The sequence below is a fragment of the Brevundimonas fontaquae genome (assembly GCF_017086445.1).
Lineage (GTDB): Bacteria > Pseudomonadota > Alphaproteobacteria > Caulobacterales > Caulobacteraceae > Brevundimonas > Brevundimonas fontaquae.
The window spans coordinates 3,249,357-3,268,626 of record NZ_CP070968.1 but is presented as its reverse complement, the minus strand read 5'-3'; the positions used below and the strand labels follow the sequence as shown (position 1 = coordinate 3,268,626).

Sequence of the window (19,270 nt, the reverse complement as noted above, 5' to 3'; positions counted from 1 at the left end):
ACCGATCCATCGGGGGATGCTGAGTTGAAGTTGATCGAGAATATGCCCGTCGGCCGCAAGCTGTTCGCGGCCTTTGGCCTCGTTTTGGCGGCGATCGCCGTCATGGGCGCCATCATCATCGCCAGCCTGTTGCAGCTTGAGGCCGCTGGTGAAGTGCGCACGGTGGAAAACCAGGCCGACCGCTCCACGGCGAGAGCGGAATTCTATATGGCCCGCCAGGAGAACGCGATGCGCGGCTATCTCCTGTCTCAGGATCCCTACTATCTCGAACGTGTCGACGCGCACCGCGCCAAGTTTCTGGCGGCGATGGATGAACTGCGGGGCGAAGTCTCGGGCGATCGCGCCGCCCTGATCGACAAGGCCGTCGCGGGCAATGCGGTCTGGTACAAGAACGTCGTTGAAGCCGGTTCGGCGATGGTCCGCGACGGTCGCGGCGCACAGGCCGTGCAGATGGTCGGTCGCAACGGAAGCGCCGACAACTACGTCGCCCCGGTCGAGGAGGCGGTCGATGCGATCAAGGCCGCCAACGATGTGGCGCGCGACGCCGCAACCGACGCTCAGAACGCCGCCAGCCGCACCGCGCTGATCGCTACGATTGTCGGCCTGATCTCGGCCTTGGTGATCGCTTTGATGGCCGGCTTTGTCGCAACCCGATCCATCGTGCGGCCGGTCTTCACGATGATCGGCTATATGCAGAAGCTGATGGCCGGCGACACCGACATCAAGGTCGCCAGCGCCGAGCGCAAGGATGAGTTCGGAAAGATGGGGCAGGCGATCCTGGCCTTCCGCGACGCGGCGATCGAGAAGGTTCGCGTCGAACAGGAAGCCACGGCCCATCGCTCCATGAGCGAGCAGGAACGCGCCGAACGCGAAGCGGACAAGGCGCGCGAAGCCGCCGAGGACGCCCGTGCCATCGCGGCCCTGGGCCAAGGTCTGTCGGCCATGTCGAACGGCGACCTGACCCACCGCATCGACATCGAGTTCAATGCGAAATCGGCTCAGCTGAAGACCGATTTCAACGCCGCCATCTCCCAGCTGCAGCAGGCCGTTTCGGTGGTCGTCAACAACGTCTCGGGCATCCGCTCGGGCGCCGGCGAGATTTCGCAGGCCGCCGACGACCTGTCGCGCCGCACCGAACAGCAGGCCGCCTCGCTGGAGGAAACCGCCGCCGCCCTGGATGAAATCACCGCCACGGTGAACAAGACCGCCTCGGGCGCCCGCCAGGCTTCAGACGTGGTCCAGGCCGCGCGCGGCGACGCCGAAAAGAGCGGCGTGATCGTGCGTGACGCCGTCCAGGCCATGACCGCCATCGAGGGCTCGTCCACCCAGATCAACCAGATCATCGGCGTGATCGACGAGATCGCCTTCCAGACCAACCTTCTGGCTTTGAACGCCGGCGTCGAGGCCGCGCGCGCCGGCGAGGCCGGTCGTGGCTTCGCGGTGGTCGCCTCCGAAGTCCGCGCCCTGGCCCAGCGTTCGGCCGAAGCCGCCAAGGAGATCAAGACCCTGATCTCGGCCTCGACCGGCCAAGTCGGCGCAGGCGTGAAACTGGTCGGAGAGACCGGCGAGGCCCTGCAACGGATCGTGGACCGCGTCGCCGAAATCGACAGCCTGGTCACCGAGATCGCCGCCTCGGCCCAGGAACAGGCCGTCGGCCTGGCCCAAGTGAACACCGCCGTGAACCAGATGGACCAGGTCACTCAGCAGAACGCGGCCATGGTCGAGCAGTCGACCGCCGCCAGCCACTCGCTGGCCCAGGAGGCGGAAAGCCTGCAAGCCTCGGTCGCCCAGTTCCGTGTCGGGTCTTCGCCGTCGCGCGCCGCCTCGCCCGCGCCGGTTCGCACCCCCGCGCCCGTCGCCAAGCCGTCGAGCCACATGGTCGCCGCCCTGAAGACCATCGGCCGCGGCGGCGCCGCACCCAAGCCTCAAGCCACCGCCGTCGAGGACGGCTGGGAGGAGTTCTGATGACTGAAACCGTGATCCTGTCCGACGTTCTGGACCTGAATGCAGCCGAGCCGTTGAAGGCGGATCTGCTGGCCCTGCGCGGCCACCCGGTGGTTCTGGACGCCTCCGCCGTCCAGCGTCTGGGCGGTCTGTGCCTGCAGATTCTGCTGTCGGCGCGAAAGACGTGGGCGGCAGACGGCGTCAACCTAAGTTTAGGGTCTGTGTCCCAATACTGGACAGAACAATGGGCCGCCTACGGCGCGCCGGACTTCAACACCGAGGGAGCGTTGGCATGACCAAGACCGTTCTGACGATCGACGATTCGCGCACCATGCGCGACATGCTGCTGATGGCGCTGGAAGATGCGGGCTATACCGTGATCCAGGCCGTCGACGGCGTGGACGGGCTGGAGACGCTGGACGCCAAGGGCGCCGACGTCATCATTACTGACATCAACATGCCCCGCATGGACGGTTTCGGCGTCATCGAGGGCGTGCGCGCCAACCCGAACCACCGCACCACCCCGGTGCTGGTGCTGACGACCGAGAGCGACGTCGAGAAAAAGGCGCGCGCCCGCGCCGCCGGCGCTACCGGCTGGATCGTCAAGCCGTTCGACCCCGTCAAGCTGGTGGACGCTGTCCGCCGCGTCGCCGCCTGATCGCTTAAAGCCCGCCGGACCCCGAACCAATGGACGCCTTCGAAGCCATCAAAGCCACCTTCTTCCAGGAGTGCGACGAACTGCTCGCCGACCTGGAAGCCAAGCTGATGCTGCTTGAACAGGGGCAGACCGATCTGGAGACGATCAACGCCGTCTTCCGCGCCGTCCATTCAGTCAAGGGCGGGGCAGGGGCCTTCGGCCTGGAGGCTCTAGTCCGGTTCGCCCACGTCTTCGAGACCCTGATGGACGAACTGCGCGCGGGGCGTAAGCCGTGCGACGCGATCACCATCAAGACCCTGCTGCGCGCCTCCGACGTGCTGGCCGATCACATTCAGGCGGCCCAGGGTCTGATCCCACCGGTGGACGAGGCGCGGTCCGCCGCCCTGGTCGCCGAAATGCAGGTCCTGACCCACGGCGGCGAGGCGCCGGTTGAGGTCGAAGAAGACGAAGACGACTTCGGCTTCACCCCCATGGCCTTCGACATGGCGCTGGACGACGCCGCGCCCCTGCCCATCGAGGATCTGGGCGGCGACTTGGGCGCCGACACGGCGTCGACCGGCTGGCGCGTCGTGTTCAAGCCCATGGGCCGGATGTACGTTAACGCCAACGAGACCAGCCTGCTCCTGCGCGAACTGGGCCGCCTCGGCCCGGTCACGGTCGTCGTGGACGACAGCGCGACGCCGACGCTGGACGCCCTGTCGGTCGAGGACGGTTGCCTGACCTGGACGGTCGATCTGGCCGCCGCCGTCGATGAGGCGGCCGTGCGCGAGGTCTTCGATTTCGTCGAAAGCGACTGCGAACTGACCATCACGCCCCTGGGGAACGGCGCAGCTGGCGCATCCGACATCGGTGCGTTTGAGGACGAGCCGGCCGCCGTCCTGCCCGCCGGCGACGAGCTGGACATCGCCGCCCTGCTGGCCAAGGCGAGCGGCGCGGCCGCCGAGCCTGCGCCCCAGCCTCAGCCTGAAGCCATCCCCTTGGCCGCGGTCAAGCCAGAGCCTGCGCCGGTCCCGCCCGTCGCTCCGCCAGTCGCCGCCCCCGTCGCTGCGGCGACGACTTCCGCCCCTGTCGCCCCCGTCGCGCCCGCGCCGGTGACGATCCGCGTCGATCTGGATCGCGTGGATCGCCTGATCAACGTCGTCGGCGAACTGGTCATCCAGCAGGCCATGCTGTCGCAGCGTGTTTTGGAAAGCGGCCTGGCCCGGTCCTCCGGCATCGCGCTCGGGATGGAAGACCTGGAACTGCTGACCCGCGAGATCCAGGACAGCGTCATGGCTATCCGCGCCCAGCCGGTGAAATCGGTGTTCCAGCGCATGCCGCGTCTGGTCCGCGAAGTCGCCGACATGGTCTCCAAACAGGTCCGTCTGGTCACGGCCGGGGAGGATACCGAGGTCGACAAGACCGTGGTCGAACGCCTGGCCGAGCCCATCACCCACATGCTGCGCAATGCCATCGACCACGGGCTGGAAACGCCCGAAGAGCGCGTCGCCGCTGGCAAGCCGGCCGAGGGCACGGTGCGTCTCGCGGCCCTGCACCGCTCGGGTCGGATCGTCATCGAAATCTCCGACGACGGCCGCGGCATCAACCGCGAACGCGTCAAGAAGATCGCCGTCGACAAGGGGCTGATCGCCGCCGACGCCCCCCTGACCGACGAACAGATCGACAATCTGATCTTCGCGCCGGGCTTCTCCACCGCCGCCGTCGTGTCCGACATCTCGGGCCGGGGCGTGGGTATGGATGTGGTCAAACGGTCGATCCAGGCCTTGGGCGGCCGCATCTCCATCAGCTCGGTGCCGGGCAAGGGCTCGACCTTCACCCTCAGCCTGCCGCTGACGCTGGCGGTGCTGGACGGCATGGTCGTCACCGCCGCTGAACAGACGCTGATCGCGCCGCTGCCGGCCATCGTCGAGAGCCTGACCCCGCAAGCTGTCGACCTGCATTTCGTCGGCGGCGTGGATCCCGTCATCCGCTTCCGCGATCGCTTCCTGCCGCTGATCGACGTGGCCCTGATCATGGGCTTCCGCGAACAGCCGATGAACCCGACCGAAGGCGTTGCCGTGGTCGTCGAGACCGAAGGCGGCCAGCAGGCGGCCCTGCTGTTCGATGCCATCCAGGGCCAGCGCCAGGTGGTCATCAAGAGCCTGGAAACCAACTACCAGCAGGTCGAGGGCGTCGCCGCCGCCACCATCCTGGGCGACGGGCGCGTGGCCCTGATCCTGGATGTCGACGTGCTGGTCACCGACATGCGCCGCAAATCCGTCCGTCCCGATTTCAAGCTCGCGAGCTGAACCATGACCGAAGCCAAAGATCTCCAGCGTGAATTGATCGCCTTCCGCATCGGCAGTCAGGAATTCTGCGTCGACATCATGTCGGTGCGCGAAATCCGCGGCTGGACGCCGGCGACCCCTCTGCCCCGTTCGCCGGGATACATGAAGGGCGTCATCAACCTGCGCGGCACGGTTCTGCCGATCATCGACCTGGGCGCGCGCTTCGGTCTGACGACCTCGGAACCGACGGCGCGTCACGTCATCATGGTCGCCCATATCGGCGGCCGCATGGTCGGCCTGCTGGTCGATGCGGTGTCCGACATCCTGCAGATGAGCGACGCCTCGGTGCAGCCGACGCCCGACGTCGCCAGCGATCAGGTCAAGACCTTCGTCAAGGGCATCTTCTCCATCGACGGGCGCATGATCAGCCTGATCGAACTGGACCACATCCTGCCGCAAGTCGAGGCTGAAGCCGCATGAACGCCGCCGCCGGCCGGGGATCGATCGTCGAGGGCGAGTTCGTCTTCACCGCCGAGGATTTCCGCCACATCGCCCAGATGCTGCACGCCCACGCCGGCATCGCCCTGAACGAGGGCAAGGCCGCGCTCGTCTATTCGCGCCTGGCCAAGCGCCTGCGCACCTTGGGCCTGACCAGCTTCCGCGACTACTGCGCCCTGGTCGAGGGCGTGGACGGCGTCGACGAACGCCAGAAGATGACAGCGGCCCTGACCACCAACGTCACCCGATTCTATCGCGAACCGCACCATTTCGACGACCTGCGCGACCGGGTCATGCCCGAACTGGCGGGGCGCGCCCGCGCCGGCGGCCGGGTCCGCCTGTGGTCGGCGGCCTGCTCGAACGGGCAGGAGCCCTATTCGATGGCCCTGACCGTGCTCCAGGCCCTGCCCGAGGCGGCCGAGCTCGACGTGCGCATCCTGGCCACCGACATCGACCCCAACATGGTGGCCCAAGGCCATGACGGCGTTTACTCGGAAGAAGCGCTGGAGCCCGCGCCCGTCACCCTGTGGCGCAAATATTTCGACCGCGCCGATCGCGGCCAGTGGGTCGCCGGTCCGCAGCTGAAGCGCCTGGTCAGCTTCAAGGAACTGAACCTGATCGGCGACTGGCCGATGAAGGGCAAGTTCGACGTCATCTTCTGCCGCAACGTCGTCATCTATTTCGATGACGCGACCCAGGAACGGGTGTGGAAGCGGTTCACTCCGCTGATGAATCCCGGCGCGACACTCTACATCGGTCACTCCGAACGCGTCTCCGGCCCGGCGACCAGCCAACTGCAGACCGCCGGCCTGACCACCTACCGTTTGGGTGGCGCATGAGCCCCGTGCGCGTCCTCGTCGTCGACGACAGCCTGACCATGCGTGGGCTGATCTCGGCCGCCCTGAAGTCCGACCCTGAGATCGAGGTCGTCGGCACCGCCGCCGATCCCATCGACGCGCGCGCCGCGATCAAGGCCCTGAACCCCGACGTCATCACTCTGGACGTCGAAATGCCTAATATGAACGGGCTGGAGTTCCTGGAAAAGATCATGCGGCTGCGGCCGATGCCGGTGGTCATGGTCTCGACCCTGACGGCGGCGGGAACCGACGTGACCTTGGCCGCGCTGGAAATCGGCGCCGTGGATGCTGTGGCTAAGCCGGCCGTCGCCAGCGTCGACGCCTTCCACGACCTGATCGGCAAGGTGAAGACCGCCGCCCGCTCGCGCGTCCGCGCCCGCGGCGATACGCCGGCCGGCGCGGCGGCCCCGCAGACCTATCACGCCGATCCCAACCATATCCTCGCCATAGGGTCGTCCACCGGCGGGGTCGAGGCCCTGCTGACCGTGCTCAGCGGCTTCCCGCTCGACTGCCCCGCGACCGTGATCACCCAGCACATGCCCGCGACCTTCACCGCCAGCTTCGCCGCGCGTCTGGACCGCGTCTGCGCCCCGAGCGTGAGCGAGGCCGTGGACGGCGCCCCGCTGAAGCCGGGGCATATCTATCTGGCCCCCGGCGGCGCGACCCATCTGGAGGTGACCGCCGGCCTGACGCCCCGTTGCCGACTGGTCGCCAGCGATCCGGTCAACGGGCACCGTCCGTCGGTCGATGTGATGTTCGACTCCGTCGCTCGGCTGAAGCGTCCGATGACCGGCGTCATCCTGACCGGCATGGGCCGTGACGGCGCCAAGGGCCTGCTGGCCATGCGCTCGGCCGGCGGCCGCACCCTGGGGCAGGACGAGGCGACTTGCGTCGTCTACGGCATGCCCAAGGCCGCGCATGAAATCGGCGCCGTGGAGCGGCAGTTGCCGCTGCACCGCCTCTCCCCCGCCATTCTCGAACTGTGCGCCGATCCGGCCGCGCGGTCAGTCGCCTAACCGGGAGCGTAACCTATGCCCGCCGCCGCCTCACTTCACTGCCTGGTCGTCGATGATCAGATGACGATGCGCTCGCTGGTCCGCACCAGCCTGCAACAGCTCGGCGTGCGCGAAATCCGCGAGGCCGCCGACGGCGAAATCGCCCTGCGCGAGATCGTATCCAAGCCCGCGCACCTGATCATCTCCGACTACAATATGCCGAACCTGGACGGTCTGGGCCTGCTGCGCGCCGTGCGCGCACATCCCCCCACCTCCAAGACCGCATTCATCATGCTGACGGGCCGCGCCGACCGCGAACTGGTCCAGCGCGCGGTGCAGTTCGGCGTCAACAACTATCTGGTCAAGCCTTTCACCGTGGCCCAGCTGAAGGGCAAGCTGGAAGCCGTCTTCGGTCCACTGACATGACGTTCGCGGCGCTGAAGGACACAACCGAAAAACGCGTTCACGTCGGTCAGGGCGAGCACCACATCACGTCCGATCCCAACGTCGTCCTCAGCACCATCCTTGGGTCCTGCGTCGCCATGTGCGTGCGCGATCCGCTGGCCGGCGTCGGCGGGATGAACCACTTCCTGCTGCCCGAAGGCTCGGGCGCGGGGACGGACGCTGGGCGTCGCTATGGCGCCTATGCGATGGAACTGCTGATCAACGACATGCTCAAGGCCGGCGCCCGGCGCGACCGGCTGGAGGCCAAGCTGTTCGGCGGCGGCCGCATGTTCGACAGCCTGCGCGACGTCGGGCGCAGCAACGCTGACTTCGCCGAGAAATTCCTGCGCGACGAAGGCATCCCCGTGGTGGGCGGCAGCCTGCGCGGTGACGGCGGCCGGCGCCTGCACTACTGGCCCGTCACCGGCCGGGCCTTGCAACGCGCCGTGACCGACGTCGTCGCGCCCAAGCCCGTTCCCGTCATGGCGCCGGTCGACACCGGCGCCCTGGAACTGTTCTGAGCATGAGCGCCCCTCCCGAACACGCCGATCTGTTGGCCGCCGTCGCTGATGAGCTGATGCTGGTGCGCGAAGGCATCGACGGGATCGAGGCCCTGGTCAGCGATCTGGTCCGCCGCGCCCCGCCGGAGGAACGTCCGAACGCCCTGACCCAGGCCCAGGCCCTGGATGCCCTGACCCAACGTCTCGAGGCTCTGTCCGGCGTCCTGCGCATGCTGGGCGGCGGCGCCAGCCCGTCCGAGGCCGTCAGCCGGTTGTCGCTGGCCGACATGGCCGGCCGCCTCCGTCCCGCCGCCGGCGAGCAGCGGCAGGCAGCGATCGCCGACGCCGGCGACCTGATGCTGTTCTGACGCCATGGCCAAGAGCGATCGGGTCAACCTGGCGCACACAACGGTCCTTCTGATCGACGACCAGCCCACGTCGCTGGATATGCTGGCCTCCATCGTTCAGGGCTTCGGTTGCAAGGAGCAGATCAAATGCACCTCGGCCCAGGCGGCGGTCGAACTGCTGGCGCGACGGTCGGTCGATCTGATCCTGATCGACTGCATCATGCCGGACATGGACGGTTATGACTTCGTCCGCTGGCTGCGGCGCGACGCGCCTGCGCCGACCCGCTATGTGCCCGTCATCATGATCCTGGGTCACGCCTCCCAGGCTAAGGTTCACCAGGGCCGCGACTGCGGGGCCAGCTTCATCGTCGCCAAGCCTCTGTCGCCTTCGCTGCTGCTTAAGCGGATCATCTGGCTGGGCGGCGAGGACCGGGATTTCGTCGAGACCGAACACTACATCGGCCCCGACCGCCGGGTACACAACTACGGCCCGCCGCCCGGCACCGATGGTCGTCGCGAAAGCGATCTGTCCGGCGACCTGGGCGAGGCGGTGGAGGAAAACATGGATCAGGACGAGATCGACATGCTGTTGAAGCCGATGAAGGTCAGCCTGTGACCGGGTCCGCCGCCGCGCCCAAGCCGGCCAAGATCCGCCGTGTCCACACCTCGCTCCAGCGCCAGATGGCGCGTCCGGGCGGTCGTCTGATCGTCGAGGCTGAGTCTCGCGCCAACCAGGCGCTGGACGAACAGCGCGACAACGTCTTCGCCCTATTGGCGGCCAACGTCGACGCCATCGCGGCCCTATGCGCTACGCGTTCCGACGATGCTCCGGTCCAGATCTACGCCTTGGCCTCGGCCATGGTCGACATGGCCGGCTATCTGGATGTGCCGACCTTCTTCGAGGCCGCCTTCAGCCTCTGCGAGATCGCCGACCGGATGCAGGACGCCGGCGCATGGTCTTGGCCGTCGGTCGAAGTCCACGTCCGCGCGCTTCGCCTGACGCTCGCCGCCCAGGGTCAGGCCAGTGCCGATTCCGACCGCCTTCTGGAGGGCCTGCGCGCCCTGATCGCCCACGTCCCGCCCGTCGGTTAACGGTCGTTCCGTTCTCGCGGAACAAGGGCGAAACGAATCAGGACCGAATCGCTGACATCGCCCGTTTCGTTCTTTGTTCACCGCGATATCTGGTAGGTTAAGACCCCTTAACCACAAGCGCCCGACTAGCCCGCCGACTTTTTCGCCGCCCCGACTTCCCCCAACGGCCCCGACCCGCTACGGCGTCGTGCGTGGCCCCGTAGCTCAGCTGCATAGAGCAAGGCTTTCCTAAAGCCGAGGTCGCAGGTTGGAGTCCTGCCGGGGTCGCCATCTTCGCCGTGTGATGTCATCGGTCCGACGGTAGACAACTGAGGCTGGAACAGAAGAAAGGCGCGGCCTTTCGACCGCGCCTCTCATCTTTTTACTTAAGGCTCAGCCGCGACGGTTGTCGTGATCGCGGCGCTCGTAGCGGATCTGGGCCGACAGGCGGTCGAAGCGACGGTCAAGGTCCTGGCGTTCCCAGGCGGTCAGGCCGCCGCGGCGATAGTTGGCTTCCAGGCGCAGCAGGCTGTCGAACTCGCTGCGCAGGCGGATGGCCTCGCGGCGGCTTAGTTGGCCATTGCGGTAGCCCTGGTCGATGCGGCGGTCCAGGTTGGCCTGGCGGGCATTGATCGACTGCCACGAGCCATAGCTGGCGTGATGGGGCGGGGCCGGGCGGTGGTGATAGGATTGGGCGAAGGACGGCGCGGCGACCGAGGCGGCGGCCAGGGCGATGGCGGGGACGATGAGCTTGCGCATGGCGATCTCCTCAAATGTTCTGCCGGTCGGGGTGACCAGCGATGAGGCGATTTGAGCACCCGGCGACTGAGCTGGTTCTGAACAGAATCGATCAGGTTCGGTTCATCTGGATGAAAAAGACGTCACACCGCCGTCTTCTGATTTGGTCTCCGGTTTGGAGCAGCGTTCGCTTTAAACTATACGACGTATTCAGCGCCCGTTCAGATGATCGGGACTAGATCGGTCGCCATGTTTCGCAAACCCGCCCCTCTCCTGATCGCCCCTCCGGCCCTGGCACTGGCTCTGGGTCTGGCTTTTGCGCCCGTCATGACGACGTCGGCGCAGGCCCAGTCGCGCGATCAGGATCCGCGCTCGCAGGACCGTGGTCCGCGCGTCAGTCCCGACGAGGCTCGTCGTCGGGGCGGCGAGGCAGGCGGCGGTCGCCCCATCGACACCCAACCGCGCCGCGACGGAAACTATTCCGTCCTGGTCGAACGCGACGGACGCGTGCGCGAGGTCGTGGTCGACGGCCAGACCGGACAGGCGCGTCCCGACAACAACAATCAACGTCGCAGGCCGAACTGATGCGCGTGCTTCTGGTCGAGGACGACGCGGATCTGTCGCGTCAGCTTAAGGCGGCGCTGGGCGACGCGGGCTATGCCGTGGACCACGCGCCCGATGGCGAGGAAGCCCATTATCTGGGCGAGAACGAACCCTATGACGTCATCGTCCTGGACCTGGGCCTGCCCAAGATCGACGGCGTGTCGGTGCTGGAGCGCTGGCGGCGCGAGGGCAAGACGACGCCGGTCCTGATCCTGACGGCGCGCGGCGCCTGGTCGGACAAGGTGGCGGGCTTCGACGCCGGCGCCGATGACTATCTGACCAAGCCTTTTCATACCGAGGAACTGCTTGCTCGTCTGCGGGCGCTGCTGCGCCGGTCGGCGGGCATCGCCTCTGCGACCCTGTCGTGCGGCGGCTTGCGGCTTGATCCTCGCGCGGCGCGGGCCAGCGTCAATGGCGAGCCCCTGCGCCTGACCTCGCTGGAATACCGGCTGCTTCACTACATGATGATGCATCAGGGCCGGGTCATCAGCCGCACCGAGCTGGTCGAACACCTCTACGATCAGGACTTCGACCGTGATTCCAACACCATCGAGGTCTTCATCGGCCGGGTGCGCAAGAAGGTCGGATCGGACCGGATCGAGACTGTGCGCGGCCTCGGCTATCGGCTGACGCCGCTGGCGGGCGAATCCGACCCGGCGTGACCGAGGCGACGACGTCGAAACCTAAAGCCGGCGGGCTCCACGACTGGGGCCGCTGGTTCGGTCGCCCCGGTCGCTCCCTGACCCGCCGGCTGATTTGGCTGGCCTCGGCCTGGATCGTGGTCGCCCTGGTCATTTCAGCGCTGGTGCTGACCCAGGCTTTCCAGGAATCCGCCCTGCGGCGTCTGGGCGCCATGCTGAACGAGACGATCGACGAGATCGTGGTCGGCGCCAGTCGCACGCCGCAGGGCGAAGCGATTCCGCAGATTCAGGACGCCCGAACTCTGCGCCTGCTGTCGGGCAAATACTGGCAGATCATGGAGGTTCGCCCCGACGGCCGGCTGGTCAATCTCGCCCGCTCCAACTCGCTGTGGAGCTATGACCTCGCCCTGCCCGCCGACCTGCCCGCGCGCCTGGATGCGGCCTTCGGCGACGTCATCACCTTCAACACCACCGGCCCCAAGGACGACGCCGAGACGCGCGAGCCGTTGCGCGTCGCCGCCAGCATGAAGTCCATCCCCCGGCACGAACATCCGGTCATCTTCATCGCCGCGCTGGATCGCTCCGACGTCGATGCCGATACGCGCCAGTTCGCGCGCGTGACGTGGATCGCCTTTTTGATTTTGGGGCTCGGACTCGTATCGGCGGTCTTCATCCAGGTGCGGATCGGCCTACGCCCCCTGTTCGACCTGCGCGACGAGATCGCGGATGTGCGCAAGGGCAGGTCGGCGCGGATCGGCCGCTCATACCCTCAGGAAATCCAGCCTTTGGCCGAGCAGGTGAATCGCCTGCTGGATCACAATCAGGAGGTCGTGGATCGCCAGCGCACCCACGTCGGCAACCTGGCCCATGCGTTGAAGACGCCGATCTCCGTCATGCTGGCCGAGGCGGGGACGAGCGAGGGCGCTCTGCCCGAACTGGTGCGGCGCCAGACCAGGATCATGCAGGGGCAGGTCGATCACCACCTGCGCCGCGCCCGCGCCGCCGCCCGCGCCGCCCACGGTCTGGGCGAGACGACGCCCGTCGCCGAGGTGCTGGACGAGCTGGCGGTGATGATCGAACAGGTGTTCCGCGACAAGAACGTCGAGATCGACTGGCGCGCGCCCGACAGCCTGTCCTTCCTGGGCGAGCGTCAGGATTTGCAGGAAATCCTGGGCAATCTGATCGAGAACGCCGCCAAGTTCTCCCGGCGCCGGGTGCGCGTCTCGGCGGGCGGCAGCGGCCTGGGCCAGATGATCCTGGTGGTCGAGGACGACGGGGCGGGGCTGCCTGCGGATCAGCGCGACACGGTCATGCAGCGCGGCGCGCGGCTGGACGAGAGCGCGCCGGGCTCGGGCCTGGGCCTGTCGATCGTGGACGACCTGACGCGCGCCTATGGCGGGCGGCTGATGCTGTCGGACAGCGACATGGGCGGGCTGAAGGCGGTGCTCGAACTGCCGGCTGCCCAGGTCGACTAGGGCTGCCGGTCTCCGCCCCGGCGGTAGCATTCGCAGGCCGCCCGTTCCAAGGCGGCGCGATCCAGCACGGTGATCCGGCCGCGCGAATAGGCGATGGCCCCCGCCTTCTGAAGCCCCTGCGCCGCCTCGTTCACCGTGGTCCGCTGCGAGCCCAGCATGGAGGCCAGATACTCCTGCGTCAGGTTCAGCGTGTCGCCCTCCACCCGGTCGTGGCAGCGCAGCAGCCATTTGGCGAACCGCTGCCCGGCGTGGTGCAGGGCGTTGCAGGCGGCCGACTGCTCCAACTCGCCCTGAAGTCGGGCCATGTATTCGGCGACGGCGTCGCGAACTCCCGGCCGTTGAGCCGACAGGGCGCGGAACTTGGCGGCGTCCACCCGGCGCGCCGTCCCGGCGACCTGGGCCACGCTGCGGGTGTGGGCATGGTGCGGCACGACCGAGGCGACGACGCCCAGCACGCCTTCTCGCCCGATCATGACAGTCTCCACGGTGCGGCCGTCCTCCAGCACCGCGACCGAGGAGCAGAAGCCGCTGTCGATGAAATGCAGGTGTTCGATGGCGTCGTCAGGTTCGCTGAACACATGGCCGGGCGCGAATTCCACCGGAGTGGCGATGGCGAGGAGAGCGTCGCGATCGTCGGGGTTCAGCCCTTGGATCAATCGGTTGCCAGGCGAAAGGCGGTTCATGAGTGCGCGCATAAGGCGATCTGAGCGCGGCGTCTGTCGAAACTCGACACAGCGTTGCTATATGTCACGCGGCTTGCTGGGGAAAAGTCGTGTGTTTACCGTATTGTGTACGCCAGCGAGCAGAGCGGGGTGGACGCTCAGCGGGTGACGCGCCCGACCAGACGACCTGCCTCCAGCACCTCCACTCCCGCGCAGGAGGCATGATGCGAGAGCTGCGTCCTCGCCGCCTCCAACGCCGATGCGTCGTCGGCCCCGTCGAAGAAGTCGAGAAGGGGGCGGCGATCCGCCTCGTCGAAAAAGTGAAACTCGTAGATGTTCAACTGAACGCCTCCCAAGGACGCGAACCTTAGCGGCATACGCCTGCGGGCGTCTGTCGGATGTCGACACAGGGTGAAGCGGAGCCTTTGTCGTCGTCACAGCGTTGAGGGCGTCCTGACGCCGCCCAGAGACGCCTCATGAACGCTGCCAAGTCCGTTCGCCTGCCGCCGCTGGCGACCCTGATCGAATGGGCGGCGCGGGTCGGCTATGGGGCGCGGGGCTTCGTTTACCTGTCGGCCGGCGCGCTGACCCTGCTGGCGGCGACGGACCGGATCGGCGATGCGGTGGGGACCAGCGGAGCGGCGGGCTGGCTGGCCGAGCAGCCGTTCGGCAAGGTCTGGCTGGTGCTGCTGGGACTGGGCCTGTGGGCCTTCGTCGGCTGGCGGGTGTTGCAGGCGGTGTTCGACGCAGACCATGAAGGGACGGACCTTAAGGGCTGGACGACCCGGGCGGGCCAGGCGGTCAGCGGACTGTTCTACGGCATGCTGGCGTCGGGGGTGTTCGAATACCTGGACGAGTTCGGCGAGGCGACGAACGCCTCGGCGGCCCAGGCCGAGAGCGTGGCCGAGAACCAGGAGAAGGCGGCCATGCTGCTGGGGATGCCGTTCGGCGAGGTGCTGCTGATCGGGGCGGGGCTGGTGGTGCTGGGCGTCGGCGTCGGCAACATCGTCCGGGCGATCCGCGACGACTTCGACGACGCCCTGGCCTGCCCTAAGGCCTTCTGCGGCACGGCGACGGCGCTGGCGCGGGCGGGCTATGCGGCGCGCGGGTTCGCCTATCTGCCGCTGGGGGTGTTCGTGGTTCTGGCGGGGCTGCATGCGCGCTCGGGCGAGGTGACGACGACGGCGGCGGCGCTGGACGCGCTGGAGGCCCAGCCGGGCGGATCGTGGATCCTGGGGCTGACGGCGGCGGGGCTGATGGCCTTCGGCGCCTTCGCCTTCGTGGAGGCGCGCTGGCGCCGCATTCGTCCGCCCCGGGATTTGAGCCTGGGTTAGCCCTTGCCGGTCGGCGCAGCGTCGCCATATCCTTATGCAACACACGCTGTTCCAGAAGGCCGCGCCATGAACGCTCCGCTCAAGACCCTGAAGATCGACTTCGTCTCCGACGTCGTCTGCCCCTGGTGCGTCGTGGGCCTGGGCGGGCTGGACACGGCCCTGGACGCCCTGAAGGACGAGGGGATCGCCGCCGACATCGCCTTTCAGCCGTTCGAGCTGAACCCCCAGATCGCGCCCGAGGGCGAGAACATCGTCGAACACATCGGCCGCAAATACGGCGCGAGCCCTGAGCAGTCCGCCGCCAACCGCGCCATGATCCGCGAGCGGGCGGGCGAGGTGGGCTTCGACATGCGCATGACCGACGACAGCCGCATCTGGAACACCTTCGACGCCCACCGGCTGCTGCACTGGGCGCATGAGACGGCGCCGGAGAAGCAAAAGGCCCTGAAACAGGCGCTGTTCACCGCCCACTTCACCGAGAACCGCAACCTGACCGACGCCGGGGTCCTGACCACCGCCGCCGAAAAGGCCGGGCTGGACCGGGCCGAGGCGGGCGAGGTTCTGACCTCGGGCCGCTACGCCCAGGCCGTGCGCCAGGCCGAGGACCTGTGGCGCGCACGCGGCATCACCTCCGTCCCGGCCGTGGTGGTCGAGGGCAAATATCTGATCTCGGGCGGCCAGCCGGCCTCGGTGTTCGAAGAGGCCCTGCGCAAGATCGCGTCGGAGGTGTGAGAGCCGAGTGGCGAGTGGCGCGTGACGAGTGACGAGGGGTTAGCGTGAACCAGAGGCCGTGCGTTGCGCGCCGCTTCGCTCGCCACTCGCCACTCGCCACCGCCCCGGCAAAAACACCGTCTATTTCGTCTAATTCGTCTAATCTCGGGGCCTGGCTCAGGTCGTCGAGCGCCTCGAGGCGGGCCATCAGGGCGTCGCGGCCGGCGTAATCGCCGCGTTTGAGGGCGCAGGCTTCGCGGGCGATCAGGCCGACCTGTTCGGCGACGGCGGCGGCGCGCTCGCCCAGGTCGGGTTCCTTGGGCGGCGTCGGCGGCTTCGGCGGCGGCGGAGACGAAGGTGCGGGCGGGGCGGCCGACATGCGGGTCAGGTCGGCGTGCAGCCGCACCCAGCGCGCAGCCTCCAGCGCGCGCCCGGCCTGAAGCGCCCGGTTCAGCCGCATCAGGGCGTGGGCCGCCATGGCCCCATAGTCGGGCAGGCCGTCGGCCGTCTCGGCCTCCAGGTCGATCGGTTCGCGCAGCGGATCGGGCTGATCCTCGCGCCGCCAGCCTTCGTCCCTGGCGCGGGCGCGAAAGGTGCTGACCGCCATGCCATAGACGGCGCTGACCTCCTCGGCCGTGGACCCGGCCAGATAGGCCGTGCCCGCCGCCTCCCACGCCTCTTTCGACAGACGGCGATAGCCCCGGTTCTGCACCCGGTCGGCCGCGCGCGCGGCGGGGTCCGAGGTGACCAGATCGGGCAGCCGCAACAGATGCATCGGCAGGCCGTGCGCGCGCCAGAAGGCCGCCTCGGCCTCGGGCGAGGAATCGTGATGCAGGGCGTCGCGATACGTCTGCTCCAGACCCGCCTCGCGCAGGATGCGGATCTGATCCAGCGCCTGCTGGGTCATCGCATCGTAAAACGGATCGCGCGGCCCCTCGAACCCGCCGTCGTCATAGCTGTGGTCGTCGTCCATCCCATCCCCGGCCTGTCGCCCGCGCCCGACACAGGACGCGCCGCCAGTCTAAGGCCGCCCCGAAGCGTGATCGGGTAGAGGGCGTCGATTTCGCGAAAGACGAGGGATTTCAACGGCCGGTGCAGGGACGTCGTGCATAGGTAGAGGGGCTAGCTGTGCATTCCCTGCCTTTCGTCATCCTCCGGGCGAACCCTCGCGAAAGCGGGGGGAAGACCCGGAAGTCAGCGGCGCCGAAGGCGATGTCCGCCGCGCGATGTTGAAAACGGAGTCCGCGACAGGGTCGCGCTCGCGCGCGCCGCTGGGTCCCCCGGTCTGCGCCGCGAAGACGCGGCTTGCCGGAGGATGACGAAAGGAGGTGGCAAGATCGCTCGTCCCTCTCCCGTTGGGAGAGGGCTTGAGGCTCGGCAAGCGAAGCGCGTCGCAAGCCGAAAGGGTGAGGGGCGTGCGTCTGGGGCGAGGTCCGACCCTCACCCTTTCGCGTTTCCAATCGCTTCGCTCCTGGACGCTCAAGCCCTCTCCCAACGGGAGAGGGAAAGCTTAGGCCCGCTTCTTCGGCGCAGGCGCGGCGTCGGCGGCGGTGACCAGATGTCCCTTCCAGCCGGGCGGCGGCAGGAACTTGCCGGACTGCTCCTCGCGCGTGCCATGCTTCGCCATCTCGGCGGCGCGGCGCGCGGCCTTCAGCGCGGTTTCGTGGTCAATCAGCATCTTGTTCATCGCGGTCCCCAATCTAGCAGATCGAGACCGTCGTCGCCATTGGCGTAGATTTTCCAGGCATCGACGGCTGCCTTGTAGGTCGTTTCGAGATACTCGGCGCTGAGCAAAAAGCGGCGGCGCAGGGTATCTTCGGGAATGCCATGTCCCCCGCGCGCGACCCGGCGCGCGACGCGCGCAACCGAATAGTTGGCGCTAGGCAGGCGCAGATAGACCAGTTCCACCCGATAGCCGAGTGCCCGCCAATGGCGAATGCGCACGGCGTGCGAGCGCGTCGCCAGAGTGGTTTCAAGGATCACATCTGCCCCGGCGCGCGTCAGCGCGTCCAGCCGCTCCAGCACCAGCCGCCCGGCCGCCAGATCACGCGCCGGGCCGTCCCCGGTCAGGCCTCGCGCGACTTCATCCGGATTGACGAACTGAAACGCCTCTGTCCGCTCCCGCAGAAACCCGTTGATGAAGGTGGTTTTACCGGCGCCGTTGGGTCCGGCGAGGAGGACGAGGGTGGGCAACTTGCGGTCTCTAGAGAAGCATATCAGGCACCACCTCTAGAGCGCCTTTGTTTCTAATAGCCCATTTCATGTAAAATAGTAGAAATGGATCAGTTATAACGAGCGAATCTTCTCCTCTAACCCATTCAAGAGGCGGTTCACCTTGAATTTTGTCTTTTGCGATCTTACTCATATGTGCAAGAGCTGATGTAATCTCGTTCTTCTGCGGCGTTGGTTCTCCATCAGCAAGAAGTTCTTTGATCGCGCCACGAATTTCTATGTAGGATGTGCTGGCTTTAGGTCCAAGGCTGGCCACGGCAGACATGATGACGGAATAGATGTCATCCGAAGCGCCACCTTTTAAATTGCGGCCTAACCGTTCCTTCTTCGGATTCGGTCCTTTTTTGAGCTTTTGATACTTTGGGAAGCCCTTGCTCTCTGCGATCTCCCCGAAGGCTAGGTATAGCTTTTTTCGATCTAGCTTTTTAGGAGGGTTTTCTGTCTCTGTTTTCTCAACGCCGTTCTGAAGACAGAATTCGCTACACGACTCTTGGACCAGGAGCGGGTTCCCGAAGGCCTCGTCGCAAATTTCCTTAATCGATTTATCATCGACGGCAACGCCAAGAGCTGCAAAACCTCGTTGTGGAATGAGGACTAGGTCATCGATGCTCCACTCAGGAATTTCGATATGCTTGAACCTACCTTCAACTTCATTTTCCACCGTAATGGGATCGAATGCTCGGTGAGGAACGGCGAGTAAAAAAACAGTAAGTCCTTTAAAGACGGCTCCCTTTAGAGCTTGTATAACTGATTTTTGAACCGAATGATCTAGGTAGTGGAAGTCGTCAACAAGCAGGGATATTTCTTCGTTTATCATCTTGTCAAGTGACGCGATGATTGGGACGTTCGTGTAGGTTAGGCTTGATGAGTCTTGCGCTGCATCCGAAAGTGAACCGCTTCCTTTGCCGCCCAAAATGCCGGGTATTCCGCCAGATACCTCACCTGTAGTCGTGATGCTTGTAGTATCCGCGCGGCCCTTAGACGCGGCGGAAGCGAGGTTCAATTTGTAGGCTATTTGCTGCCAGAACTGGTCTTCAGATTTAACTTGACCGCCCTCGATGACGATCAGGGGGGAGTCATCTAGAACTTTATGGCAAAGGACTGATTTGCCTGACTTTGTAGGTCCCGTCACGACGTTGAAAGCGTAACCTTTTGCACGAGCTCTAGAAATCTTTCCTTCTAGGTCAAGGTGCTCACGACCGACGTAGGTTACCGAAGGCAAGCCGCCTGGCGTGAAGACGTCGCGAAGTCGGTAGGTTTGTTTAGATGCGGTCATGACTAGACTATTGGCCC

At 66.4% G+C, this 19,270-nt stretch carries 24 protein-coding genes and 1 tRNA gene; 18 read left to right on the top strand and 7 right to left on the bottom strand.

Annotated features, from left to right (window positions below; translation table 11 throughout):
- Positions 1 to 42: 42 nt before the first annotated feature.
- From JX001_RS16035 to JX001_RS15975, 13 genes are all read left to right on the top strand, one after another.
- Positions 43 to 1,965 carry a methyl-accepting chemotaxis protein gene (locus tag JX001_RS16035; RefSeq protein WP_205683227.1) on the top strand — a complete coding sequence of 641 codons (1,923 nt, stop codon included), beginning with the start codon at positions 43 to 45 and terminating at the stop codon, positions 1,963 to 1,965.
- The gene (locus tag JX001_RS16030; protein ID WP_205681758.1) at positions 1,965 to 2,240 is read left to right on the top strand and encodes an STAS domain-containing protein; all 276 of its coding nucleotides are present in this window, start codon (positions 1,965 to 1,967) and stop codon (positions 2,238 to 2,240) included. Before JX001_RS16035 ends, JX001_RS16030 begins: the two co-directional genes overlap by 1 nt.
- A complete protein-coding gene (locus JX001_RS16025; RefSeq protein WP_017505900.1) occupies positions 2,237 to 2,602 on the top strand; it encodes a response regulator in 366 nt (121 codons plus the stop codon). The genes JX001_RS16030 and JX001_RS16025 overlap by 4 nt, the downstream gene beginning before the upstream one ends.
- Positions 2,603 to 2,631: 29 nt before the next feature.
- Positions 2,632 to 4,890 carry a chemotaxis protein CheA gene (locus tag JX001_RS16020; protein ID WP_205681757.1) on the top strand — a complete coding sequence of 753 codons (2,259 nt, stop codon included), beginning with the start codon at positions 2,632 to 2,634 and terminating at the stop codon, positions 4,888 to 4,890.
- 3 nt (positions 4,891 to 4,893) lie between these two features.
- The gene (locus JX001_RS16015) at positions 4,894 to 5,349 is read left to right on the top strand and encodes a chemotaxis protein CheW (RefSeq protein ID WP_205681756.1); all 456 of its coding nucleotides are present in this window, start codon (positions 4,894 to 4,896) and stop codon (positions 5,347 to 5,349) included.
- Positions 5,346 to 6,206, top strand: coding sequence for a CheR family methyltransferase (locus tag JX001_RS16010; RefSeq protein WP_205681755.1), 861 nt, complete (start codon positions 5,346 to 5,348; stop codon positions 6,204 to 6,206). The genes JX001_RS16015 and JX001_RS16010 overlap by 4 nt, the downstream gene beginning before the upstream one ends.
- On the top strand, positions 6,203 to 7,240 hold the full coding sequence (locus tag JX001_RS16005) for a protein-glutamate methylesterase/protein-glutamine glutaminase (RefSeq protein WP_205681754.1): 1,038 nt from the start codon (positions 6,203 to 6,205) through the stop codon (positions 7,238 to 7,240). Before JX001_RS16010 ends, JX001_RS16005 begins: the two co-directional genes overlap by 4 nt.
- 15 nt (positions 7,241 to 7,255) lie before the next feature.
- On the top strand, positions 7,256 to 7,645 hold the full coding sequence (locus JX001_RS16000) for a response regulator (protein WP_039246211.1): 390 nt from the start codon (positions 7,256 to 7,258) through the stop codon (positions 7,643 to 7,645).
- On the top strand, positions 7,642 to 8,184 hold the full coding sequence (locus JX001_RS15995; RefSeq protein WP_017505894.1) for a chemotaxis protein CheD: 543 nt from the start codon (positions 7,642 to 7,644) through the stop codon (positions 8,182 to 8,184). Before JX001_RS16000 ends, JX001_RS15995 begins: the two co-directional genes overlap by 4 nt.
- A gap of 2 nt (positions 8,185 to 8,186) precedes the next feature.
- Positions 8,187 to 8,531 (top strand): DUF8776 family protein, encoded by a 345-nt coding sequence (locus tag JX001_RS15990; RefSeq protein ID WP_205681753.1) that lies wholly within the window; start codon positions 8,187 to 8,189, stop codon positions 8,529 to 8,531.
- Between the two features lie 4 nt (positions 8,532 to 8,535).
- The gene (locus JX001_RS15985; RefSeq protein WP_017505892.1) at positions 8,536 to 9,126 is read left to right on the top strand and encodes a response regulator; all 591 of its coding nucleotides are present in this window, start codon (positions 8,536 to 8,538) and stop codon (positions 9,124 to 9,126) included.
- On the top strand, positions 9,123 to 9,602 hold the full coding sequence (locus tag JX001_RS15980; protein WP_241004690.1) for a hypothetical protein: 480 nt from the start codon (positions 9,123 to 9,125) through the stop codon (positions 9,600 to 9,602). The genes JX001_RS15985 and JX001_RS15980 overlap by 4 nt, the downstream gene beginning before the upstream one ends.
- Before the next feature lie 193 nt (positions 9,603 to 9,795).
- Positions 9,796 to 9,872: transfer RNA gene (locus JX001_RS15975), tRNA-Arg, on the top strand.
- A gap of 102 nt (positions 9,873 to 9,974) precedes the next feature.
- On the opposite strand, the gene JX001_RS15970 is transcribed toward JX001_RS15975, so the two are convergent.
- The gene (locus JX001_RS15970) at positions 9,975 to 10,340 is read right to left on the bottom strand and encodes a hypothetical protein (RefSeq protein ID WP_017505890.1); all 366 of its coding nucleotides are present in this window, start codon (positions 10,338 to 10,340) and stop codon (positions 9,975 to 9,977) included.
- A 228-nt stretch (positions 10,341 to 10,568) separates the two neighbouring features.
- Between JX001_RS15970 and JX001_RS15965 the strand changes: the two genes are divergently transcribed.
- The 3 genes from JX001_RS15965 to JX001_RS15955 are packed head-to-tail and all read left to right on the top strand — an operon-like array spanning position 10,569 to position 13,038.
- A complete protein-coding gene (locus tag JX001_RS15965) occupies positions 10,569 to 10,904 on the top strand; it encodes a hypothetical protein (RefSeq protein WP_112862662.1) in 336 nt (111 codons plus the stop codon).
- Complete coding sequence (locus tag JX001_RS15960; protein ID WP_017505887.1) at positions 10,904 to 11,584, top strand: response regulator transcription factor; 681 nt, start codon at positions 10,904 to 10,906, stop codon at positions 11,582 to 11,584. Before JX001_RS15965 ends, JX001_RS15960 begins: the two co-directional genes overlap by 1 nt.
- Positions 11,581 to 13,038, top strand: a complete 1,458-nt coding sequence (locus JX001_RS15955) for a sensor histidine kinase (RefSeq protein WP_205681752.1) — start codon at positions 11,581 to 11,583, stop codon at positions 13,036 to 13,038. The genes JX001_RS15960 and JX001_RS15955 overlap by 4 nt, the downstream gene beginning before the upstream one ends.
- On the opposite strand, the gene JX001_RS15950 is transcribed toward JX001_RS15955, so the two are convergent.
- Complete coding sequence (locus tag JX001_RS15950; protein WP_205681751.1) at positions 13,035 to 13,721, bottom strand: Crp/Fnr family transcriptional regulator; 687 nt, start codon at positions 13,719 to 13,721, stop codon at positions 13,035 to 13,037. The two genes, JX001_RS15955 and JX001_RS15950, sit on opposite strands and share 4 nt — an antisense overlap.
- A gap of 137 nt (positions 13,722 to 13,858) precedes the next feature.
- Complete coding sequence (locus JX001_RS15945) at positions 13,859 to 14,041, bottom strand: hypothetical protein (protein WP_205681750.1); 183 nt, start codon at positions 14,039 to 14,041, stop codon at positions 13,859 to 13,861.
- A gap of 135 nt (positions 14,042 to 14,176) precedes the next feature.
- Between JX001_RS15945 and JX001_RS15940 the strand changes: the two genes are divergently transcribed.
- Together JX001_RS15940 and JX001_RS15935 are read left to right on the top strand one after the other, a co-directional pair.
- Positions 14,177 to 15,034: a DUF1206 domain-containing protein gene (locus tag JX001_RS15940; RefSeq protein ID WP_205681749.1), complete on the top strand. Its 858-nt coding sequence runs from the start codon at positions 14,177 to 14,179 to the stop codon at positions 15,032 to 15,034.
- Positions 15,035 to 15,100: 66 nt separating this feature from the next.
- Positions 15,101 to 15,766, top strand: a complete 666-nt coding sequence (locus tag JX001_RS15935; RefSeq protein WP_205681748.1) for a DsbA family oxidoreductase — start codon at positions 15,101 to 15,103, stop codon at positions 15,764 to 15,766.
- On the opposite strand, the gene JX001_RS15930 is transcribed toward JX001_RS15935, so the two are convergent.
- From JX001_RS15930 to JX001_RS15915, 4 genes are all read right to left on the bottom strand, one after another.
- Positions 15,660 to 16,718 (bottom strand): hypothetical protein, encoded by a 1,059-nt coding sequence (locus tag JX001_RS15930; RefSeq protein ID WP_205681747.1) that lies wholly within the window; start codon positions 16,716 to 16,718, stop codon positions 15,660 to 15,662. The two genes, JX001_RS15935 and JX001_RS15930, sit on opposite strands and share 107 nt — an antisense overlap.
- Positions 16,719 to 17,255: 537 nt before the next feature.
- Entirely contained in the window at positions 17,256 to 17,432 is a 177-nt protein-coding gene (locus JX001_RS15925) for a hypothetical protein (protein ID WP_157076466.1), read from the bottom strand.
- Complete coding sequence (locus tag JX001_RS15920; RefSeq protein WP_205681746.1) at positions 17,429 to 17,938, bottom strand: ATPase; 510 nt, start codon at positions 17,936 to 17,938, stop codon at positions 17,429 to 17,431. Before JX001_RS15920 ends, JX001_RS15925 begins: the two co-directional genes overlap by 4 nt.
- A gap of 10 nt (positions 17,939 to 17,948) precedes the next feature.
- Complete coding sequence (locus JX001_RS15915; protein WP_205681745.1) at positions 17,949 to 19,253, bottom strand: hypothetical protein; 1,305 nt, start codon at positions 19,251 to 19,253, stop codon at positions 17,949 to 17,951.
- Positions 19,254 to 19,270 lie beyond the last annotated feature (17 nt).

Bases quoted from the DNA above. Each gene is read 5' to 3' on its own strand.
- JX001_RS16035 (WP_205683227.1), top strand. From the start codon at position 43: ATGCCCGTCGGCCGCAAGCTGTTCGCGGCCTTTGGCCTCGTTTTGGCG.
- JX001_RS16030 (WP_205681758.1), top strand. From the start codon at position 1,965: ATGACTGAAACCGTGATCCTGTCCGACGTTCTGGACCTGAATGCAGCC.
- JX001_RS16025 (WP_017505900.1), top strand. From the start codon at position 2,237: ATGACCAAGACCGTTCTGACGATCGACGATTCGCGCACCATGCGCGAC.
- JX001_RS16020 (WP_205681757.1), top strand. From the start codon at position 2,632: ATGGACGCCTTCGAAGCCATCAAAGCCACCTTCTTCCAGGAGTGCGAC.
- JX001_RS16015 (WP_205681756.1), top strand. From the start codon at position 4,894: ATGACCGAAGCCAAAGATCTCCAGCGTGAATTGATCGCCTTCCGCATC.
- JX001_RS16010 (WP_205681755.1), top strand. From the start codon at position 5,346: ATGAACGCCGCCGCCGGCCGGGGATCGATCGTCGAGGGCGAGTTCGTC.
- JX001_RS16005 (WP_205681754.1), top strand. From the start codon at position 6,203: ATGAGCCCCGTGCGCGTCCTCGTCGTCGACGACAGCCTGACCATGCGT.
- JX001_RS16000 (WP_039246211.1), top strand. From the start codon at position 7,256: ATGCCCGCCGCCGCCTCACTTCACTGCCTGGTCGTCGATGATCAGATG.
- JX001_RS15995 (WP_017505894.1), top strand. From the start codon at position 7,642: ATGACGTTCGCGGCGCTGAAGGACACAACCGAAAAACGCGTTCACGTC.
- JX001_RS15990 (WP_205681753.1), top strand. From the start codon at position 8,187: ATGAGCGCCCCTCCCGAACACGCCGATCTGTTGGCCGCCGTCGCTGAT.
- JX001_RS15985 (WP_017505892.1), top strand. From the start codon at position 8,536: ATGGCCAAGAGCGATCGGGTCAACCTGGCGCACACAACGGTCCTTCTG.
- JX001_RS15970 (WP_017505890.1), bottom strand. From the start codon at position 10,340: ATGCGCAAGCTCATCGTCCCCGCCATCGCCCTGGCCGCCGCCTCGGTC.
- JX001_RS15965 (WP_112862662.1), top strand. From the start codon at position 10,569: ATGTTTCGCAAACCCGCCCCTCTCCTGATCGCCCCTCCGGCCCTGGCA.
- JX001_RS15960 (WP_017505887.1), top strand. From the start codon at position 10,904: ATGCGCGTGCTTCTGGTCGAGGACGACGCGGATCTGTCGCGTCAGCTT.
- JX001_RS15950 (WP_205681751.1), bottom strand. From the start codon at position 13,721: ATGAACCGCCTTTCGCCTGGCAACCGATTGATCCAAGGGCTGAACCCC.
- JX001_RS15940 (WP_205681749.1), top strand. From the start codon at position 14,177: ATGAACGCTGCCAAGTCCGTTCGCCTGCCGCCGCTGGCGACCCTGATC.
- JX001_RS15935 (WP_205681748.1), top strand. From the start codon at position 15,101: ATGAACGCTCCGCTCAAGACCCTGAAGATCGACTTCGTCTCCGACGTC.
- JX001_RS15930 (WP_205681747.1), bottom strand. From the start codon at position 16,718: ATGGACGACGACCACAGCTATGACGACGGCGGGTTCGAGGGGCCGCGC.
- JX001_RS15925 (WP_157076466.1), bottom strand. From the start codon at position 17,432: ATGAACAAGATGCTGATTGACCACGAAACCGCGCTGAAGGCCGCGCGC.
- JX001_RS15915 (WP_205681745.1), bottom strand. From the start codon at position 19,253: ATGACCGCATCTAAACAAACCTACCGACTTCGCGACGTCTTCACGCCA.